The organism is Nocardioides eburneus, assembly GCF_040838215.1.
Lineage (GTDB): Bacteria > Actinomycetota > Actinomycetes > Propionibacteriales > Nocardioidaceae > Nocardioides > Nocardioides eburneus.
In genome coordinates this window covers 1-14,650 of sequence record NZ_JBFPJR010000036.1, presented here as the reverse complement: position 1 = coordinate 14,650, position 14,650 = coordinate 1, and the positions used below count along the sequence as shown (strand labels likewise).

Here is a 14,650-nt window from a genome sequence, read left to right as displayed (position 1 = left end):
CTAGCCAGCGGGCCCGACAGCACCGCCGGCGTCGCGAGAGCCGGTCGGCGTCCCGGAGCCGGTCTGCACGACCACGTCGGCGCGGTCACGGGTCCGGTCACGGGCGAAGAGCGCGTCCTCGCTGCGGGCCCACGTCTCCCAGTGGGGCGCGAAGGCGTCGCCGTCGCGCGCGAGGCCACGCCGGCGCCGGAGCTCGTACGGCGCCTCGACCCACACGAGCACCGTGCACAGCCGGGCGTACGCCGCCGACCCGCTGCCGACGCCCTCGAGCACCAGCAGCGGGGCGGGCGGGACGGTGACCACCCCGTCGTACGCCATGGCCTGCCAGTCGTAGCGTCGGTAGCTGCCAGGCCGTCCGGCGGCGAGGGGCCGAAGGAGCGGGTCGAGCTGGTCGTCGAGGCGGGGAAGCCCATCCCAACCGTCGTACAGGTCGTCCAGGTGGACGACGGCCGCGCCGCTCGCCTCCACGATGGCGGAGGCGAGGGTGGACTTGCCCGATCCCGCCGGTCCATCGATGCAGATCAGGCGACCGTCGCCGAGCGTCGCCGGACGCGTCCGGACGAGCGCGAGCACCTCGGCCGCCCGGGCCGCCGGGCCCACCGTACGCGCCGCGCCGGTCGACGCCCCGCGGGTCACGAGATGCCGTGCTTCCTCAGGATCGCGTTGATGTCGTCGAGGTCGTCACCCAGCGTGTCGCCCAGGCCGTCGTCGCCGCGGCCGCGTCCACCGGCGGCTCGTCCCGCGGGCAGCGGTGGCGCACCGGTCCCGGTGCCCTGGCGTGCCTGACGCTTGGCCGCGCGACGTTCGGCACGGGTCTCGCCGGGCAGGCGCGCGGAGACGAAGAGGAGCAGGAAGGCCACCCCGGCCAGGGCGATGCCGACCCAGACAGTCGGGCTGAAGACCAGACCGACGGCCCAGTCGCCGACGGCGTCGACGATCCGGCCGAAGAGCCTGAGCGTGTGGGTCAGATAGGCGGCGACCGGCAGGATCGTGATCGCTACGCCGCGAACGCCCGAGCGGACGCCGCGGTTGCGGAACGCGAACCAGGTCCATAGGCCCGCGACCACCGTCAGAGCGAGGGCGAGAGCACCCCACGACGCGTTGTCCATGTCCTCCAGCGTCCCACACGCCCGGTTGGGGCAAACCCACCCTCGGCCTGTTCAATGGAGGGGTGACCAGACCCGACGAGAAGCGACTGCTCGGTCCCGGCTTCCCCGGTGATGACGGCAGCGCGGCGCCCGCCGTACACAAGGCGCTCGAGGCCCACCGTGACGGCCGTGGCTCCTACGCCGACGCTCTCGGTGCGCTCCTCGAGGCCCGCGTGCTGGTCCCCGTGGTGGCCGTCCTCGGTGATGTGGAGTACGACGCCCAGGGGCTCGCCCACGACAAGACCTCCGACATGGCGACGGTGCTCATGACCGGCGCCGACGGCCGCAAGGCGCTGCTGGTGTTCACCTCGATGGCGACCCTGCAGGGCTGGCGGCCCGATGCGCGCCCGGTGCCGGTGACGTTCCGCGACGCGGCGCGTGCCGCCGTCCAGGAGCAGGCGGATGCGATCGTGCTCGACGTCGCCGGTCCGGTGGTCTTCGCCGTCGAGGGCGACGACCTGCGTGCTGCTGCCGCCGGCTACGCCCTCGGCTGGGTGGGGGACCGGTCGGCCTGGGTCGCCCCGGAGGGCGCCTGAGTCGACACTCTCGGGTCCCGGTCATGACCGGGACCGGCCGGTGATAACGAAGTCCGCCGGTGATTGGGAGTCAGCCGGTGATTGGGAGTCAGCCGGTGATTGGGAATCGCTCGGAATGTTCGGGTAGGCTTCGGTGTTGACCGATCCGTCGGCGTACCCCAGCGATGGGAGCTCGCCGGCAGATCCCACAAGCGGAGATCAGAACAACGCTCTCCCACCCGCATCGACCGCCAGCAACACCGCAACACCTCCCAGGTCGTCGGGTCCGGTCCCGAGATGCTCCGGTCGACGGTGCGTCCCGGTGGTGCGAGCCCTGAGAGGGCGAGCGTCCCTGACTGGCTTCCGCTTGCACGAGCGGAAGCCTTCTCTGTTTCCGGGCCGGGCCCGGTGAGCGGAGAGGTCGCCGGACTACCACTGGAGGACACATCAGCACCGAGCTTCGTATCAACGACCGGATCCGGGTCTCCGAGGTCCGCCTCGTTGGTCCCAATGGAGAGACCGTCGGCATCGTGCCGACGGCCGACGCACTGCGCCTCGCCCAGGAGGCCGACCTCGACCTCGTCGAGATCGCCCCGCAGGGCAAGCCCCCGGTCTGCAAGCTCATGGACTACGGGAAGTTCAAGTACGAGAACGCCCAGAAGGCTCGTGAGGCGCGCCGGAACCAGACGAACGTCATCATCAAGGAGATGAAGCTTCGTCCCAAGATCGACCAGCACGACTACGAGACCAAGAAGGGTCACGTCGTGCGGTTCCTCAAGGCCGGCGACAAGGTGAAGATCACGATCATGTTCCGTGGTCGTGAGCAGCACCGCCCCGAGCTCGGCTTCCGCCTGCTGCAGAAGCTCGCCGAGGACGTCCAGGACCTCGGGTTCGTGGAGTCCGCACCCAAGCAGGACGGGCGCAACATGACGATGGTCCTGGGTCCGCACAAGAAGAAGGCGGACGCCAAGGCCGAGATCAAGGCGGCCAAGGAGACCAAGGCCGCCGAGCGGGCGGCCGAGGAGGCCGAGGAGAAGGCTGAGCGCACCGCCGCCAACGCCGCGCGGAGCACGCAGCAGCCGAAGGAGCGCCGCCGCTCCGAGAACCTCGACCCCGACATCGAGGCCTGAGCAGACCCCGAACGACTTCCGTCGGCGCGCACGAGCGTGTCCGGCCGGACGACGAGAGAGAGATACCACTATGCCGAAGATGAAGAGCCACTCCGGTGCCGGCAAGCGCTTCCGCGTGACCGGCTCGGGCAAGATCCGTCGCCAGAAGGCCGGTCTGCGCCACAACCTCGAGAAGAAGCCCTCGAAGATGACCCGCCGCATGTCGGGCACCACCGAGGTGGCCAAGTCCGACGTCAAGCGCGCCAAGAAGCTGCTGGGTCTCTGACCCTCACCACGTAGAAGGAGAAGAGAAATGGCACGCGTCAAGCGCGCAGTGAACGCGGCGAAGAAGCGTCGCACCACCCTCGAGCGGGCCTCGGGCTACCGCGGTCAGCGCTCGCGCCTCTACCGCAAGGCGAAGGAGCAGGTCACCCACTCGCTCGTCTACGCCTACAACGACCGGCGCAAGAACAAGGGCAACTTCCGTCGCCTCTGGATCCAGCGCATCAACGCTGCGGCCCGTGCGCAGGGCATGACCTACAACCGCTTCATCCAGGGCCTCAACCTGGCCGGCATCGAGGTGGACCGCAAGATCCTCGCGGACCTGGCCGTCAACGACGTCGCCGCGTTCAACGCGCTCGTCGAGCAGGCCAAGGCCGCTCTCCCCGAGGACGTCAACGCCCCGGTCTCGGCCTGACCCAGGGATGAACGCTCCTCTTTCGGCGTCGAACGCACGCCTGAAGGAGATCAGGAAGTTGAGCCGCCGCTCGGTGCGAACCGAGCGGCGGCTCTTCCTCGCTGACGGCCCGAAGGCCGTCGAGGGCGCGCTCGGCGCCGACGTCTGGCAAGAGCTGTTCGCTACGCCGGACGCGGTTGACACCTTCGCTGACCTCATCGGCGACTTCCCGGTCACCGTGGTGACCGAGCAGGCCATGGCAGGCCTCTCCGACTCGGTCAGCCCAGCGGGGATCGTCGCGTTGTGCCGCTTTCTCGACGATGAGCCCGAGCTCGATGCTCGGCGGTCTCCCCTGATGGCGATCTGCGCCGACGTACGCGATCCCGGCAATGCCGGCACGGTGATCCGCTGCGCCGACGCCGCCGGAGCGGGAGGAGTCGTCCTCGCGGGGGACAGCGTCGATCCCTACAACCCGAAGGCGGTCCGTGCCTCGGTGGGCAGCCTCTTCCACCTCCCGGTCGGACAGCAGCGCAACCCCTACGCCGCCATCTCCGCAGCCCGGTCGGCCGGCTATGTCGTCTTGGCCGCCGACGGAGGTGGCGACGTCGACCTCTTCGACGCCGACGACCTGCTTGCCAAGCCCACCGCGTGGCTCTTCGGCAACGAGGCGTGGGGCCTTCCGTCCGAGCTGGCCGCCGCGGCCGATCACGTCGTCTCCATCCCGATCTTCGGCCAGGCCGAGTCCCTCAACCTCTCCACCGCCGCCGCGCTCTGCCTCTACGCCTCGGCGCGTGCCCAACGGGACTGACTCAACCGCGGCGGCGGACCAGCTCGAAGGCGACGACCGCCGCGGCGCTGGCGACGTTGAGGGACTCGACACCGCCTGACATCGGGATCGCGACGAGCTCCTGGAGCTGGCCGGCGACCTCCCCGGAGAGACCCTCGGTCTCGTTCCCGAGGACGAATGCACTGCGGCGACGGCCGCGCTGATCGACAAGGGTCGCGTCGAAGAGGGAGACGGCGGCCTCGGAGTCGAGCCCGTAGGTGGTGAAGCCGGCGGCGTGGAGGCGCTTGACCGCCTCCGAGGCGCGGCGGCAGCGCACGATGGTCGCGCGGTAGGCGACGCCCGCAGAGGCCTTGATGACGAGCGGTCCGATGGCCGCGGTCCCGTGGCTCGGCAGGACGACGGCCATTCCCGCCGCGGCGGCGGTGCGGATGATCATGCCGACGTTGGCAGGGTTGTTGACCCCGTCGAGGAGGAGTACGCCGGCGTCGTTCGGCGCCTCGGCGACGTACTCCTCGAGGGACCGGAGGCCGGGCGCCTCGACGTCGGCGACGATGCCCTGGTCGTGCTTGCCGTTGCCGGCGAGGAGCTTGACCCGCTGCGGGTTCGTCCACTCGACGGGCACGCCCTGGCGCTCGGCGAGCCCGAGGATCCGGTCGAGGCTGTGGCCACGTGAGCCGTGGGCGACGACCAGCTTGTCGACGGTCAGCGCCTCGTCGAGCAGCACCTCCTGGACGGGCATGCGGCCGTAGACGGTGATGAACGAGTCCCGGGGTGAACGGCGCTGGTCTGGCACGCGCACAGCCTAGTGTGGAGCCGTGGACGCCCGAGACCTTGCCGACGCCCTGCCCGACGGAGTCGTGGTGGCCGACGGTGAGGGCAGAGTCAGGCTGATCTCGGCTCTCGCCGCCCGGATGCTCGACGTGGCCCCGGACGATGCCGTCGGGCGGCCCCTGGCCGACGTCCTCGCGCTCCAGGCTACCGACGGCCGCTCCTGGACGGAGCTCAACCGCCCCTACGGCGTCCTGCCGACCGTGACGGGCGTGCCGGAGCAGTCCTGGCTGCTGCCGGACGGCACCGAGGTGCTCGTGACCGCGCGGCTCCACCGCTCCTCCCTCCGTGACCCGGTGGAGAAGGTGGCGATCACGCTCCGCTCCGGACGCGGTCGCGCGCGGCTCGACCGGGAGCGCTCGGACCTGGTCGCCACCGTCGCCCACGAGCTCCGCAGCCCGCTGACGGGGGTGAAGGGATTCGTGCAGGCGCTGCTGAACCGCTGGGACAAGCTCAACGACGAGCAGAAGAAGCTCATGCTGACCACGGTCAGCTCCGACTCCGACCGGCTCAGCCGGCTCATCGCCGAGCTGCTCGACGTCGCGCGCATCGACACCGGCCGGCTCCAGCTCTACCCCCGGCCCAGCGACGCCACGACGCTGGTCTCCCGCGTCGTGGACTCGGTCCGCTCGGCGACCGCTCGCACGATCTCGCTCCACGCCCCGGAGGACCACCTCGAGGTCTGGGCGGACCCCGACAAGTTCACCCAGGTCGTCACGAACCTGGTCGAGAACGCCGTCCGGCACGGCGACGGAGACGTGAACGTCACGCTCGAGACGACCACCAGCGAGCTGCCGGGTGAGGTGCCGTGCGTGCGGCTCACCGTCGACGACGAGGGGGAGGGCATCGCGGTCGAGCTGCGCAAGCGGGTCTTCACGAAGTTCTGGAAGAGCGGCGCCCGAGGCGGCTCGGGGCTCGGGCTCTACATCGTCGGGGGTCTGACGAAGGCCCACGGTGGGTCGGTCACGATCGACGACGCCCCGGGCGGCGGAGCGCGCATCGTGGTGAGCTGGCCGGCGGAGGACTGGCGACCGGAATGACCTGGGTGAACGGAATGACCTGGGTGAACGGGTCGTCGGGCCCGCCGCCGACGGGCGGAGATGGCGTCACCGGCGTGCCTGCGGTGTGACCGACCTCTCGCACGTCTAAACATGCATTCCAAATGCCGAATATGCCAGTCTGCTGCTGTGCAGCTCACCGGATTCACGGACCTGGCGCTCCGCCTCGTGATGCGGCTGGCGGTCCTCGAGGAGGACCGGACGGCGACCACGAGCGTGCTCGCCGACGAGCTGCACGTCCGCTACACCCATGCCGCGAAGGTCGTCGCCGCGCTCCACAGGCTCGGCGTCGTCGAGGCCCGGCGGGGGAGGAGCGGAGGTCTCCGCCTGGCGGCGGGGGCACGTGAGGTGTCCGTTGGCTTCATCGTCCGCGCGCTCGAGGGCTCGAGCGAGGTCGTGGACTGCGACGGCGCCAACCCGTGCCCGCTGCGCGGCGGCTGTCGTCTCCGGGCGGCGCTGCGCGACGCGCAGGAGGCCTTCTTCGCCACCCTCGACCCGCTCACCATCGCCGACGTCGCCGGCGGCCCCACCCGGGAGCTCCTGCTCAGCCTGAGCCCTCGGCGACGCGCCTGACCGTCCAGCCCCGCCATCCCCTCTCGATCCGCACCGATCCCCATCTGTCGGAAGGAATCACCATGCTCTCAGCCACCTCTGCCGCCGTCGTCCGTGCCACTCTGCCGGTCATCGGCGGTGCGATCGGCGACATCACGCCGGTGTTCTACCGCCGCATGTTCGCAGCCCACCCCGAGCTCGAGCGCGATCTCTTCAACCGGGGCAACCAGGCCCAGGGCGACCAGCAGCGTGCCCTGGCCGGCGCCATCGCGGCGTACGCGACCCTGCTCGTCAGCGAGGACGGCCCGTCGCCCGACGAGGTCCTCCCGCGGATCGCCCACAAGCACGCCTCGCTCGGCATCACCGAGGACCAGTACGCCATCGTGCACGAGCACCTCTTCGCCGCGATCGTCGAGGTCCTCGGCGACGCGGTGACGTCCGAGGTCGCCGCGGCGTGGGACGAGGTCTACTGGCACATGGCCCACGCGCTCATCGCCATCGAGAAGGACCTGTACGCCGGCGCCGGGCTCGCACCCGGCGAGGTGTGGCGCAACCTCGTGGTGCGGCGCCGGGTGAACGAGTCGCCGGACACGGTCTCCTTCGAGCTGGGCTCGACCGACGGCACGCCGCTGCCGGAGGGACGCCCGGGCCAATACGTCTCGGTGGCCGTGCGGCTGCCCGACGGCGCCCGCCAGATCCGGCAGTACAGCCTGACCCGCAGCCACGAGCAGCACCGCATCGCCATCACTGTCAAGGCGGTCCCGGCCGGCCGCGTGGGCGACGAGATCGTCCCCGCCGGCGAGGTCTCGAACTTCCTGCACGACAACGTCTTCGAGGGCGACCTGCTCGAGGTCTCCGCGCCCTTCGGCGAGCTCGCGCTCACCGAGGGAGACGGCCCGCTCGTGCTCGTGTCGGCGGGGATCGGCATCACGCCGATGCTCGGCTTCCTCCGCCACCTCGCCGAGACCCGCTCGGAGCGCGAGGTCGTCGTGCTCCACGCCGACCGGTCGCCGTCGCGGCACGCCCACCGCGCCGAGCTCAAGGACCTGGTCAGCGCGCTTCCGGCCGCGACGCTGCTGCGCTGGTACGAGGACCTCGGCACCCGCGCCACCAACGAGTCCCTGCGTGTGGGCTTCATCGACCTCGAGGACGTCGAGCTCCCCGCCGACGCCGACGTCTACCTCTGCGGCCCGGTGCCGTTCATGGCGGCGGTGCGCAACGGTCTGCTCGGACGCGGCGTCGCCGACGACCGGATCCACTACGAGGTCTTCGGCCCCGCCAAGGACCTCGCGTCGTGAGCGACGCCGCCACCGCGCTCGGCGCTGCCGTCGCCTGGCTCTGGCTCGGGATGGTGCTCGCGATCTCGTTCCTCGAGGCGCCGCTGAAGTTCCGCGCGCCGGGGCTCGAGCTGCGGGTCGGGCTCGCCATCGGGCGGCTCGTCTTCCGGGCGCTCAACACGGTGGAGGCCGTCCTCGCCGTCGTGACCGTCCTGGCGCTCGTCCTCGGGACGCCGGGGCCGGTCGCGGTCGTCGGCGGCGTGGTCTCGGTGGTGGTGCTGGGCGTCCAGCTCGCCGTCGTACGCCCCCGGCTGGCGCGGCGCTCCGACCGGGTGCTCGCCGGGGACGACGGGCCGAGGTCGCACGCGCATTTCTGGTACGTCGGCTTCGAGATCGTCAAGGTCGCCGCACTCGTCGTCCTCGGGGTGACGCTCCTCGCGCGCTGACTCCTGGCAGCGCAGCGGCCACCCGGCCTGGCCCGGGTGGCCGCTGCGGTGTGCGTGTGGTCAGATCCGCTCCCAGCCGCGGTGCGGGGGCTGCGACCCCAGAGTCACGTCACGGCTGCGGTAGACGATGTAGGGGCGGGTGAGATAGCCCAGCGGGGCACTGAAGACGTGCACGAGCCGGGTGAACGGCCACAGCGCGAAGAGGAACATCGCCAACAGCCCGTGGATCTTGAAGCTCCAAGGGGCGTGCTCCATGAGGGCGGGGTGGAGCTGACCACGGAAGATGCCACGGAACCAGATCGACACGCCCTCGCGGTAGTCGTAGTCGTTGACGACCTGACCGGCCGTGTTGACGAGGCCGAGCAGGATGACGGTCGCGAGCACGACGTACATGAACTTGTCCATCTTCGTCGTCGCGCTGAAGACCGGGCCGACGGTCCGGCGCCGGACGATCAGGATGATCATCCCGACGATCGTGCAGAAGCCCGCGACGGCACCGCTGGCGATCGCCAGCACGTGGTAGAGGTGGTCGCTGACGCCGATCGCGGAGGTCCAGGACTCGGGGATCCCGAGCCCGATGACGTGGCCGCAGAAGACCACCAGGATCCCGAAGTGGAACAGCGGAGACCCCAGCCGGAGCAGCCGGTTCTCGTAGAGCTGCGACGACCGGGTCGTCCACCCGAACTTGTCGTAGCGATAGCGCCAGATGTGGCCGAGCACGAAGATCGTCAGACAGATGTAGGGGAAGATCTCCCACCAGAACGTGCTCACGACTCGGCTCCTCTCCTCGCCGCCCGGAGGGCCGGCATCGGCAGGTCGGCAGGGACTGCCCCGCCGCGTGCGGCGGCCAGGGTGGCATCGAACGCGGGGGTGCCGTACGGCGTCAGCCCCACCTCCTCGGCAGGCGGTCCCTCGGCGGCGAGCCGCAGCACCGCCTCGTGCTCGTCGCCACGCAGCGGCGGCAGGGTGGCGCACACCGCCTCGACCGCGCCCGCCCATGGCGAGTCGTCGTCGGTCAGGGCGAGGCGCAGGAGCTCGAGGCCCGCGCGGTGGTCCAGCAGGAGTCCCCAGCCGAGACGATGGTCGACCGTGGCGGCGAACTCGAGGACCACGCAGAGATGGTCGGGCAGCTCCGCCTCGTCGAGCACGTAGCCCGCGCGGAGGTAGGTCTGCTTGAAGCGGAGCAGCGCCACGCCGCGCTTGCGCGTGTCGCCGTGGGCGAAGTAGGTCAGGAACAGGTTGCAGCGGCGGCGGTTGTCGAAGGTCTCGACGTACGCCGCCTGCGACTCCGCGAGAGGTACGCCGGCGAGCCGGTCGGCCACGCGCAGCAGGGGCGCGCCGAGCCGGTCGGGAAGGGCGGCCGCGGCCGCGCGGACGACGGTGAGGTCCTCGTCGAGCAGCCGCTCGTCGGGATAGTCCAGCAGTAGGGAGGCCGACTGCCAGGCGTAGGTCAACTGCTCCCGGCTCCAGGCCGGTCGTGGGCGGCGGCCGCTCACCGCAGATCAGCCCCGCCGGTGAGACCGCCCGTGCCACCCGGCCCGGTCGACCCGTCGTCGCCGGTGTCGGGCGTCGTCGGCTCCTCGACGTGCTCCGGGCCGTCCGGTCGCGGCGGGAACAGTCCCTCGGGCGTGCCCTTGCCGTCCCAGTTGAGCAGGTTGACCCGGGCGCGCTTGTCGTCGGGGGCGGCGAACGTGTCGGAGGACTGCCGGTCGCGCAGCATCTGGAAGTTCTCCACCGCGATCGGCAGCGCCTGGCCGCCCGACCCCTCACCGAACGGGCCGGAGCCGCCCATGCCGGGACCACCGTCGTAGTCGAGGGCGCACTCGGTGGCGAGCTCCTCGAGCGAGTGGGCCTGCTCGGCATGCGCCGGTGGGATGACGTATCGCTCGTCGTACTTCGCCAAGGCGAGCAGGCGGTACATGTCGTACATCTGCTCCTCGGTCATGCCGACCTCGGCCGGGATGGCGGCGTTCGGCTCGCGGCCGAGGTTGAGGTCACGCATGTAGGACCGCATCGCCGCCAGCCGGCGCAGCACGGCGTCGACGGGGGCGACGTCGCCGGCGGTGAAGAGACCGGCGAGGTATTCGACCGGGATCCGGAGCGCGTCGATCGCGGCGAAGAGGTTGCCGTGGTTCTCGGCGTCCTCACCGGTGTCGCGGACGACGTCGACGACGGGGGAGAGCGGCGGGATGTACCAGACCATGGGCATCGTGCGGTACTCCGGATGCAGCGGCAGCGCGACCTTGTAGGTGTTGATGAGCGCGTGGATCGGCGAGCGCTGGGCGGCCTCCACCCAGTCGTGCGGGATGCCCGCCCGCTCGGCGGCACGGGCCACCTCGGGGTCGTTCGGGTCGAGGAACACCGAGCGCTGCGCCTCGTAGAGGTCCTGCTCGTCGGGCACCGACGCCGCCTCGAGGACCTTGTCGGCGTCGTACAGCACCAGACCGATGTAGCGCAGGCGCCCCACGCAGGTCTCGGCGCAGACCGTGGGGATGCCGACCTCGATCCGCGGGAAGCAGAAGGTGCACTTCTCCGCCTTCCCGGTGCGGTGGTTGAAGTAGACCTTCTTGTAGGGACACCCCGAGACGCACATCCGCCAGCCGCGACAGCGGTCCTGATCGACGAGCACGATGCCGTCCTCGGTGCGCTTGTAGATCGCGCCGCTCGGGCACGACGCCGCGCACGAGGGGTTGAGACAGTGCTCGCAGATGCGCGGCAGGTAGAACATGAAGGTCTCCTCGAGGGAGCGCTTCACGGTGTCGGAGACCTGCTTCAGGACGGGGTCCTTGGCATACGTCGCCTGCGACCCGCCCAGGCTGTCGTCCCAGTTCGCCGACCAGGTGACCTTCGTGTCCTTGCCGGTCAGCAGCGACTTCGGCCGCGCCACCGGCGTGTGCTCCTGCGCAGGCGCGTTGGTCAGCGTCGCGTAGTCGTAGGTCCACGGCTCGTAGTAGTCGTCGATCGAGGGCAGCTTGGGGTTGGAGAAGATGGTGAGCAGCTTCTTGAACCGGCCGCCGGCCTTGAGCGTCAGCCGGCCACGCCGGTTGAGCACCCAGCCGCCCTTCCACGTCTCCTGGTCCTCGTAGGTGCGGGGGTAGCCCTGCCCCGGGCGGGTCTCGACGTTGTTGAACCAGACGTACTCCGTGCCCGAGCGGTTCGTCCACGCCTGCTTGCAGGTCACCGAGCAGGTATGGCAGCCGATGCACTTGTCGAGGTTCATCACCATCGCCATCTGAGCCATCACGCGCATCAGTAGGTCACCTCCTGCGACCGCTTGCGGATGATCGTCACCTCGTCGCGTTGGTTCCCGGTTGGGCCGAGATAGTTGAAGGCGTACGACAGCTGGGCGTAGCCCCCGATGAGGTGGCTCGGCTTGATCAGCAGGCGGGTCAGGGAGTTGTGGATCCCGCCGCGGTTGCCGGACGTCTCGCTGAGGGGCACGTCGATGAGCCGGTCCTGCGCGTGGTGCATGTAGACGGTGCCCTCGGGCATGCGCCGGGACACCACGGCGCGAGCGACGACCACCCCGTTGCGGTTGACGGCCTCGATCCAGTCGTTGTCGGCGACCCCGACCTTCGCGGCGTCCTGCTCGCTCATCCAGATCGTCTGGCCGCCGCGGGAGAGCGACAGCATGAAGAGGTTGTCCTGATACTCGCTGTGGATCGACCACTTGTTATGTGGGGTCAGGTAGCGGACGGTGATCCCGAGCTCGTTGATCGTGCCCGGTTCGGGCTCGGTGAAGAGCGCCCCCATGTTGAGCGGCGGACGGTAGACCGGCAGCGACTCACCCAGCTCGGCCATCCAGTCGTGGTCGAGGTAGAACGTCTGGCGCCCGGTGAGGGTGTGCCATGGCTTCAGCCTCTCGACGTTGATCGTGAACGGCGAGTAGCGCCGCCCACCCGACTCGGTTCCGGACCACTCCGGCGAGGTGATCACCGGCTGTGGCGAGGCCTGGGTGTCGGCGTAGGTGATCTGCTTCCCCTCGTGCTCGGCGGCGTAGTCGTGCAGCCGGGTGCCGGTGCGCTTCTCGAGGGTCTTGAAGCCCTGCACGGCGAGGTGGCCGTTGGTGGTCCCGGAGAGCGCCAGGATCGCCTCGCACATGTGGACGGCGGTCTTCAGCGCCGGCCGCCGGTCACCGGCGCCGCCGCGGACGGCGCCGTTCTTGCGGCCGAGATAGTCGAGCGCGGCGGTGACGTCGTACGTCACGCCCTTGGTCGTGGTGCCGAGGGTGTCGAGGAGCGGCCCGACCGCGTGGTACTTCTCGGCGATCGCGCCGTAGTCGCGCTCGACCTCCACCAACTTCGGCATCGTGACGCCGGGGACCGGCTCGCACTCGCCGAGGCGCCAGTCCTTCACGACGCCGTGCGGGTTCGCCATCGCGTCGGGGGTGTCGTGGGTGAGCGGCAGGGCCACGACGTCGCGGCGTACGCCGAGGCGTGGCCCGGCCAGCTCGGAGAACCTCTCTGCGATCGCGGAGAACGCGTCCCAGTCGGTCCGTGACTGCCACGGCGGGGCGATGGCGGGGTTGAACGAGTGCACGAAGGGGTGCATGTCGGTGCTGCTCAGGTCGTTCTTCTCATACCAGGTCGCGGCCGGAAGCACGATGTCGGAGAAGACCGTGCTCGAGGTCTGCCGGAAGTCGAGCGTGAGCAGCAGGTCGAGCTTGCCCTCGGGCGCCTCCTCGACCCACCGGACGTCACGCGGCCGCACCCCCTCGGGCGCCTCGGTGGCGCGGAGGGAGGAGGTGGCGCCGAGCATGTGCTTGAGGAAGTACTCGCTGCCCTTGATGGAGGACCCGAGCAGGTTCGAGCGCCACAGGGTGAGGATGCGCGGGAAGTTCTCGGGCGCGTCCGGATCCTCGCCGGCGAAGCCGAGCCGGCCGGCCTTCAGCTCCTCGACGATGTGCTCGGCAACCGGCTTGCCGGCCTGCTCCGCCTCGTCGCACAGCTCGAGGGGATTGCGGTCGAAGGTGGGGTACGACGGCATCCACCCCATCCGCGCGCTCTTGGCCACCACGTCGGCGGTGCCGAGGCCGGCGAACCGGCCGCTCGTCCCGGCGACGCCGGAGGAGAGGGTGTCGGCAGCGAAGTGGTCGTAGCGGAACTGGTCGGCGTGGAGGTACCAGTACGCCGTCTGGATCATGTTGCGCGGTGGGCGGCTCCAGTCCAGGGCGTTGGCCAGGTGGGCGTGTCCCGTGACGGGCCGCACCTTCTCCTGGCCGACGTAGTGCGCCCAGCCGCCACCGTTGACGCCCTGGCAGCCGGTGAGCGTCGTGAGCGCGAGGAACGCCCGGTAGATCGTGTCGCTGTGGAACCAGTGGTTGGTGCCGGCCCCCATGAGGATCATGGACCGGCCCTTCGACTCCTCGGCGTTGCGGGCGAACTCGCGTGCGATCCGGATCGCGGCAGCGGCCGGCACGCCGGTGATCGGCTCCTGCCACGCCGGCGTGTAGGGCGCGTCGGCGTCGTCGTACGACGTCTCGTGGAGCCTGCCCACGCCGTACCGCGCCAGCATCAGGTCGTAGACCGTGGTCACGGTCGCGCCCGCGACCTGCCGCGTCGGCACGCGCCGGACGACCTCGCCGGGGGTCCCGTCCATCTCGTCGAAGCGCGGGAGGCGGACCTCCACGACCTCGGCGGCGTCGCCGTCGAGGGAGAGCAGCGGATCGACACCCTCCAGGTCGAGGTTCCAGCGGCCGACGCCGGTCTCGCCGAAGCGGTGGCCCAGCGAGCCGTTCGGGACGACCGGCTCTCCGGTGCGCGCGTCGATCAGGACGGTCTTGAAGTCGGCGTTCTCCTCCGGCTCCGCGGCGGCACCCGCGGGCGCCAGGTCTGCGGCGGTGAGCATCTTGCCGGGGCGGCCGTCCTCGATCCGGACGAGGTAGGGCAGGTCGGTATAGGTCTTGACGTAGTGGTCGAAGTACGGCGTCGTACGGTCGACGAAGAACTCCTTGAGGATCACGTGACCCATGGCGAGCGCGAGCGCGCCGTCGGTGCCGGGCTGGGCGGGCAGCCACTCGTCGGCGAACTTCACGTGGTCGCCGTAGTCGGGCGAGACGACGACGACCTTCTGGCCGCGGTAGCGCGCCTCGGTCATCCAGTGTGCGTCCGGCGTGCGGGTGACCGGCAGGTTGGTGCCCCACATGATGAGGTAGCCCGCGTCCCACCAGTCGCCCGACTCGGGGACGTCCGTCTGGTCGCCGAAGACCTGGGGCGAGGCGACCGGCAGGTCGGCGTACCAGTCGTAGAAGGACA

The 14,650-nt window shown here is 70.5% G+C and carries 16 protein-coding genes; 9 read left to right on the top strand and 7 right to left on the bottom strand.

Annotated features, from left to right (window positions below; genetic code table 11):
- Nucleotides 1–636: a nucleoside/nucleotide kinase family protein gene (locus AB3X52_RS16480; RefSeq protein WP_367995187.1), complete on the bottom strand. Its 636-nt coding sequence runs from the start codon at nt 634–636 to the stop codon at nt 1–3.
- A complete protein-coding gene (locus tag AB3X52_RS16475; RefSeq protein ID WP_367995186.1) occupies nt 633–1,109 on the bottom strand; it encodes a hypothetical protein in 477 nt (158 codons plus the stop codon). The genes AB3X52_RS16480 and AB3X52_RS16475 overlap by 4 nt, the downstream gene beginning before the upstream one ends.
- A 62-nt stretch (nt 1,110–1,171) precedes the next feature.
- Here AB3X52_RS16475 and AB3X52_RS16470 point away from each other — a divergent pair, with 62 nt between their 5' ends.
- The 5 genes from AB3X52_RS16470 to AB3X52_RS16450 all read left to right on the top strand — a co-directional run bounded on the left by AB3X52_RS16470 (nt 1,172) and on the right by AB3X52_RS16450 (nt 4,256).
- A complete protein-coding gene (locus AB3X52_RS16470) occupies nt 1,172–1,684 on the top strand; it encodes an SseB family protein (RefSeq protein WP_367995185.1) in 513 nt (170 codons plus the stop codon).
- Between the two features lie 335 nt (nt 1,685–2,019).
- Entirely contained in the window at nt 2,020–2,793 is a 774-nt protein-coding gene (gene infC / locus AB3X52_RS16465) for a translation initiation factor IF-3 (RefSeq protein WP_367995207.1), read from the top strand.
- Nucleotides 2,794–2,863: 70 nt separating this feature from the next.
- Nucleotides 2,864–3,058, top strand: a complete 195-nt coding sequence (gene rpmI / locus AB3X52_RS16460; protein ID WP_367995184.1) for a 50S ribosomal protein L35 — start codon at nt 2,864–2,866, stop codon at nt 3,056–3,058.
- Nucleotides 3,059–3,085: 27 nt separating this feature from the next.
- Nucleotides 3,086–3,469 (top strand): 50S ribosomal protein L20, encoded by a 384-nt coding sequence (rplT, locus tag AB3X52_RS16455; protein ID WP_367995183.1) that lies wholly within the window; start codon nt 3,086–3,088, stop codon nt 3,467–3,469.
- A 7-nt stretch (nt 3,470–3,476) separates the two neighbouring features.
- Complete coding sequence (locus AB3X52_RS16450) at nt 3,477–4,256, top strand: TrmH family RNA methyltransferase (protein ID WP_437440571.1); 780 nt, start codon at nt 3,477–3,479, stop codon at nt 4,254–4,256.
- A 1-nt stretch (nt 4,257) separates the two neighbouring features.
- Here AB3X52_RS16450 and AB3X52_RS16445 read toward each other — a convergent pair whose 3' ends face one another.
- Nucleotides 4,258–5,028, bottom strand: a complete 771-nt coding sequence (locus tag AB3X52_RS16445; RefSeq protein ID WP_367995181.1) for a TrmH family RNA methyltransferase — start codon at nt 5,026–5,028, stop codon at nt 4,258–4,260.
- A gap of 22 nt (nt 5,029–5,050) precedes the next feature.
- On the opposite strand from AB3X52_RS16445, the gene AB3X52_RS16440 reads away from it, so the two are divergent.
- From AB3X52_RS16440 to AB3X52_RS16425, 4 genes are all read left to right on the top strand, one after another.
- Nucleotides 5,051–6,103, top strand: a complete 1,053-nt coding sequence (locus AB3X52_RS16440) for a sensor histidine kinase (RefSeq protein ID WP_367995180.1) — start codon at nt 5,051–5,053, stop codon at nt 6,101–6,103.
- Nucleotides 6,104–6,250: 147 nt separating this feature from the next.
- A complete protein-coding gene (locus AB3X52_RS16435; RefSeq protein WP_367995179.1) occupies nt 6,251–6,694 on the top strand; it encodes an RrF2 family transcriptional regulator in 444 nt (147 codons plus the stop codon).
- A gap of 62 nt (nt 6,695–6,756) precedes the next feature.
- Nucleotides 6,757–7,971: a globin domain-containing protein gene (locus tag AB3X52_RS16430; RefSeq protein ID WP_367995178.1), complete on the top strand. Its 1,215-nt coding sequence runs from the start codon at nt 6,757–6,759 to the stop codon at nt 7,969–7,971.
- On the top strand, nt 7,968–8,396 hold the full coding sequence (locus tag AB3X52_RS16425; protein ID WP_367995177.1) for a hypothetical protein: 429 nt from the start codon (nt 7,968–7,970) through the stop codon (nt 8,394–8,396). The genes AB3X52_RS16430 and AB3X52_RS16425 overlap by 4 nt, the downstream gene beginning before the upstream one ends.
- A 60-nt stretch (nt 8,397–8,456) precedes the next feature.
- Here AB3X52_RS16425 and narI read toward each other — a convergent pair whose 3' ends face one another.
- The 4 genes from narI to AB3X52_RS16405 all read right to left on the bottom strand — a co-directional run.
- Entirely contained in the window at nt 8,457–9,167 is a 711-nt protein-coding gene (gene narI / locus AB3X52_RS16420; protein WP_367995176.1) for a respiratory nitrate reductase subunit gamma, read from the bottom strand.
- The gene (gene narJ / locus AB3X52_RS16415) at nt 9,164–9,892 is read right to left on the bottom strand and encodes a nitrate reductase molybdenum cofactor assembly chaperone (RefSeq protein WP_367995175.1); all 729 of its coding nucleotides are present in this window, start codon (nt 9,890–9,892) and stop codon (nt 9,164–9,166) included. Before narJ ends, narI begins: the two co-directional genes overlap by 4 nt.
- Nucleotides 9,889–11,646, bottom strand: a complete 1,758-nt coding sequence (gene narH / locus AB3X52_RS16410; protein ID WP_367995174.1) for a nitrate reductase subunit beta — start codon at nt 11,644–11,646, stop codon at nt 9,889–9,891. The genes narJ and narH overlap by 4 nt, the downstream gene beginning before the upstream one ends.
- The coding region (locus AB3X52_RS16405; RefSeq protein WP_367995173.1) for a nitrate reductase subunit alpha at nt 11,646–14,650 on the bottom strand (3,005 nt) is incomplete at its 5' end. The genes AB3X52_RS16405 and narH, both read right to left, overlap by 1 nt.

Excerpts from the sequence above, each read along its gene's own strand:
- AB3X52_RS16475 (WP_367995186.1), bottom strand. The coding sequence starts at position 1,109 with ATGGACAACGCGTCGTGGGGTGCTCTCGCCCTCGCTCTGACGGTGGTC.
- AB3X52_RS16430 (WP_367995178.1), top strand. The coding sequence starts at position 6,757 with ATGCTCTCAGCCACCTCTGCCGCCGTCGTCCGTGCCACTCTGCCGGTC.
- AB3X52_RS16450 (WP_437440571.1), top strand. The coding sequence starts at position 3,477 with ATGAACGCTCCTCTTTCGGCGTCGAACGCACGCCTGAAGGAGATCAGG.
- rpmI (WP_367995184.1), top strand. The coding sequence starts at position 2,864 with ATGCCGAAGATGAAGAGCCACTCCGGTGCCGGCAAGCGCTTCCGCGTG.
- narH (WP_367995174.1), bottom strand. The coding sequence starts at position 11,646 with ATGCGCGTGATGGCTCAGATGGCGATGGTGATGAACCTCGACAAGTGC.
- rplT (WP_367995183.1), top strand. The coding sequence starts at position 3,086 with ATGGCACGCGTCAAGCGCGCAGTGAACGCGGCGAAGAAGCGTCGCACC.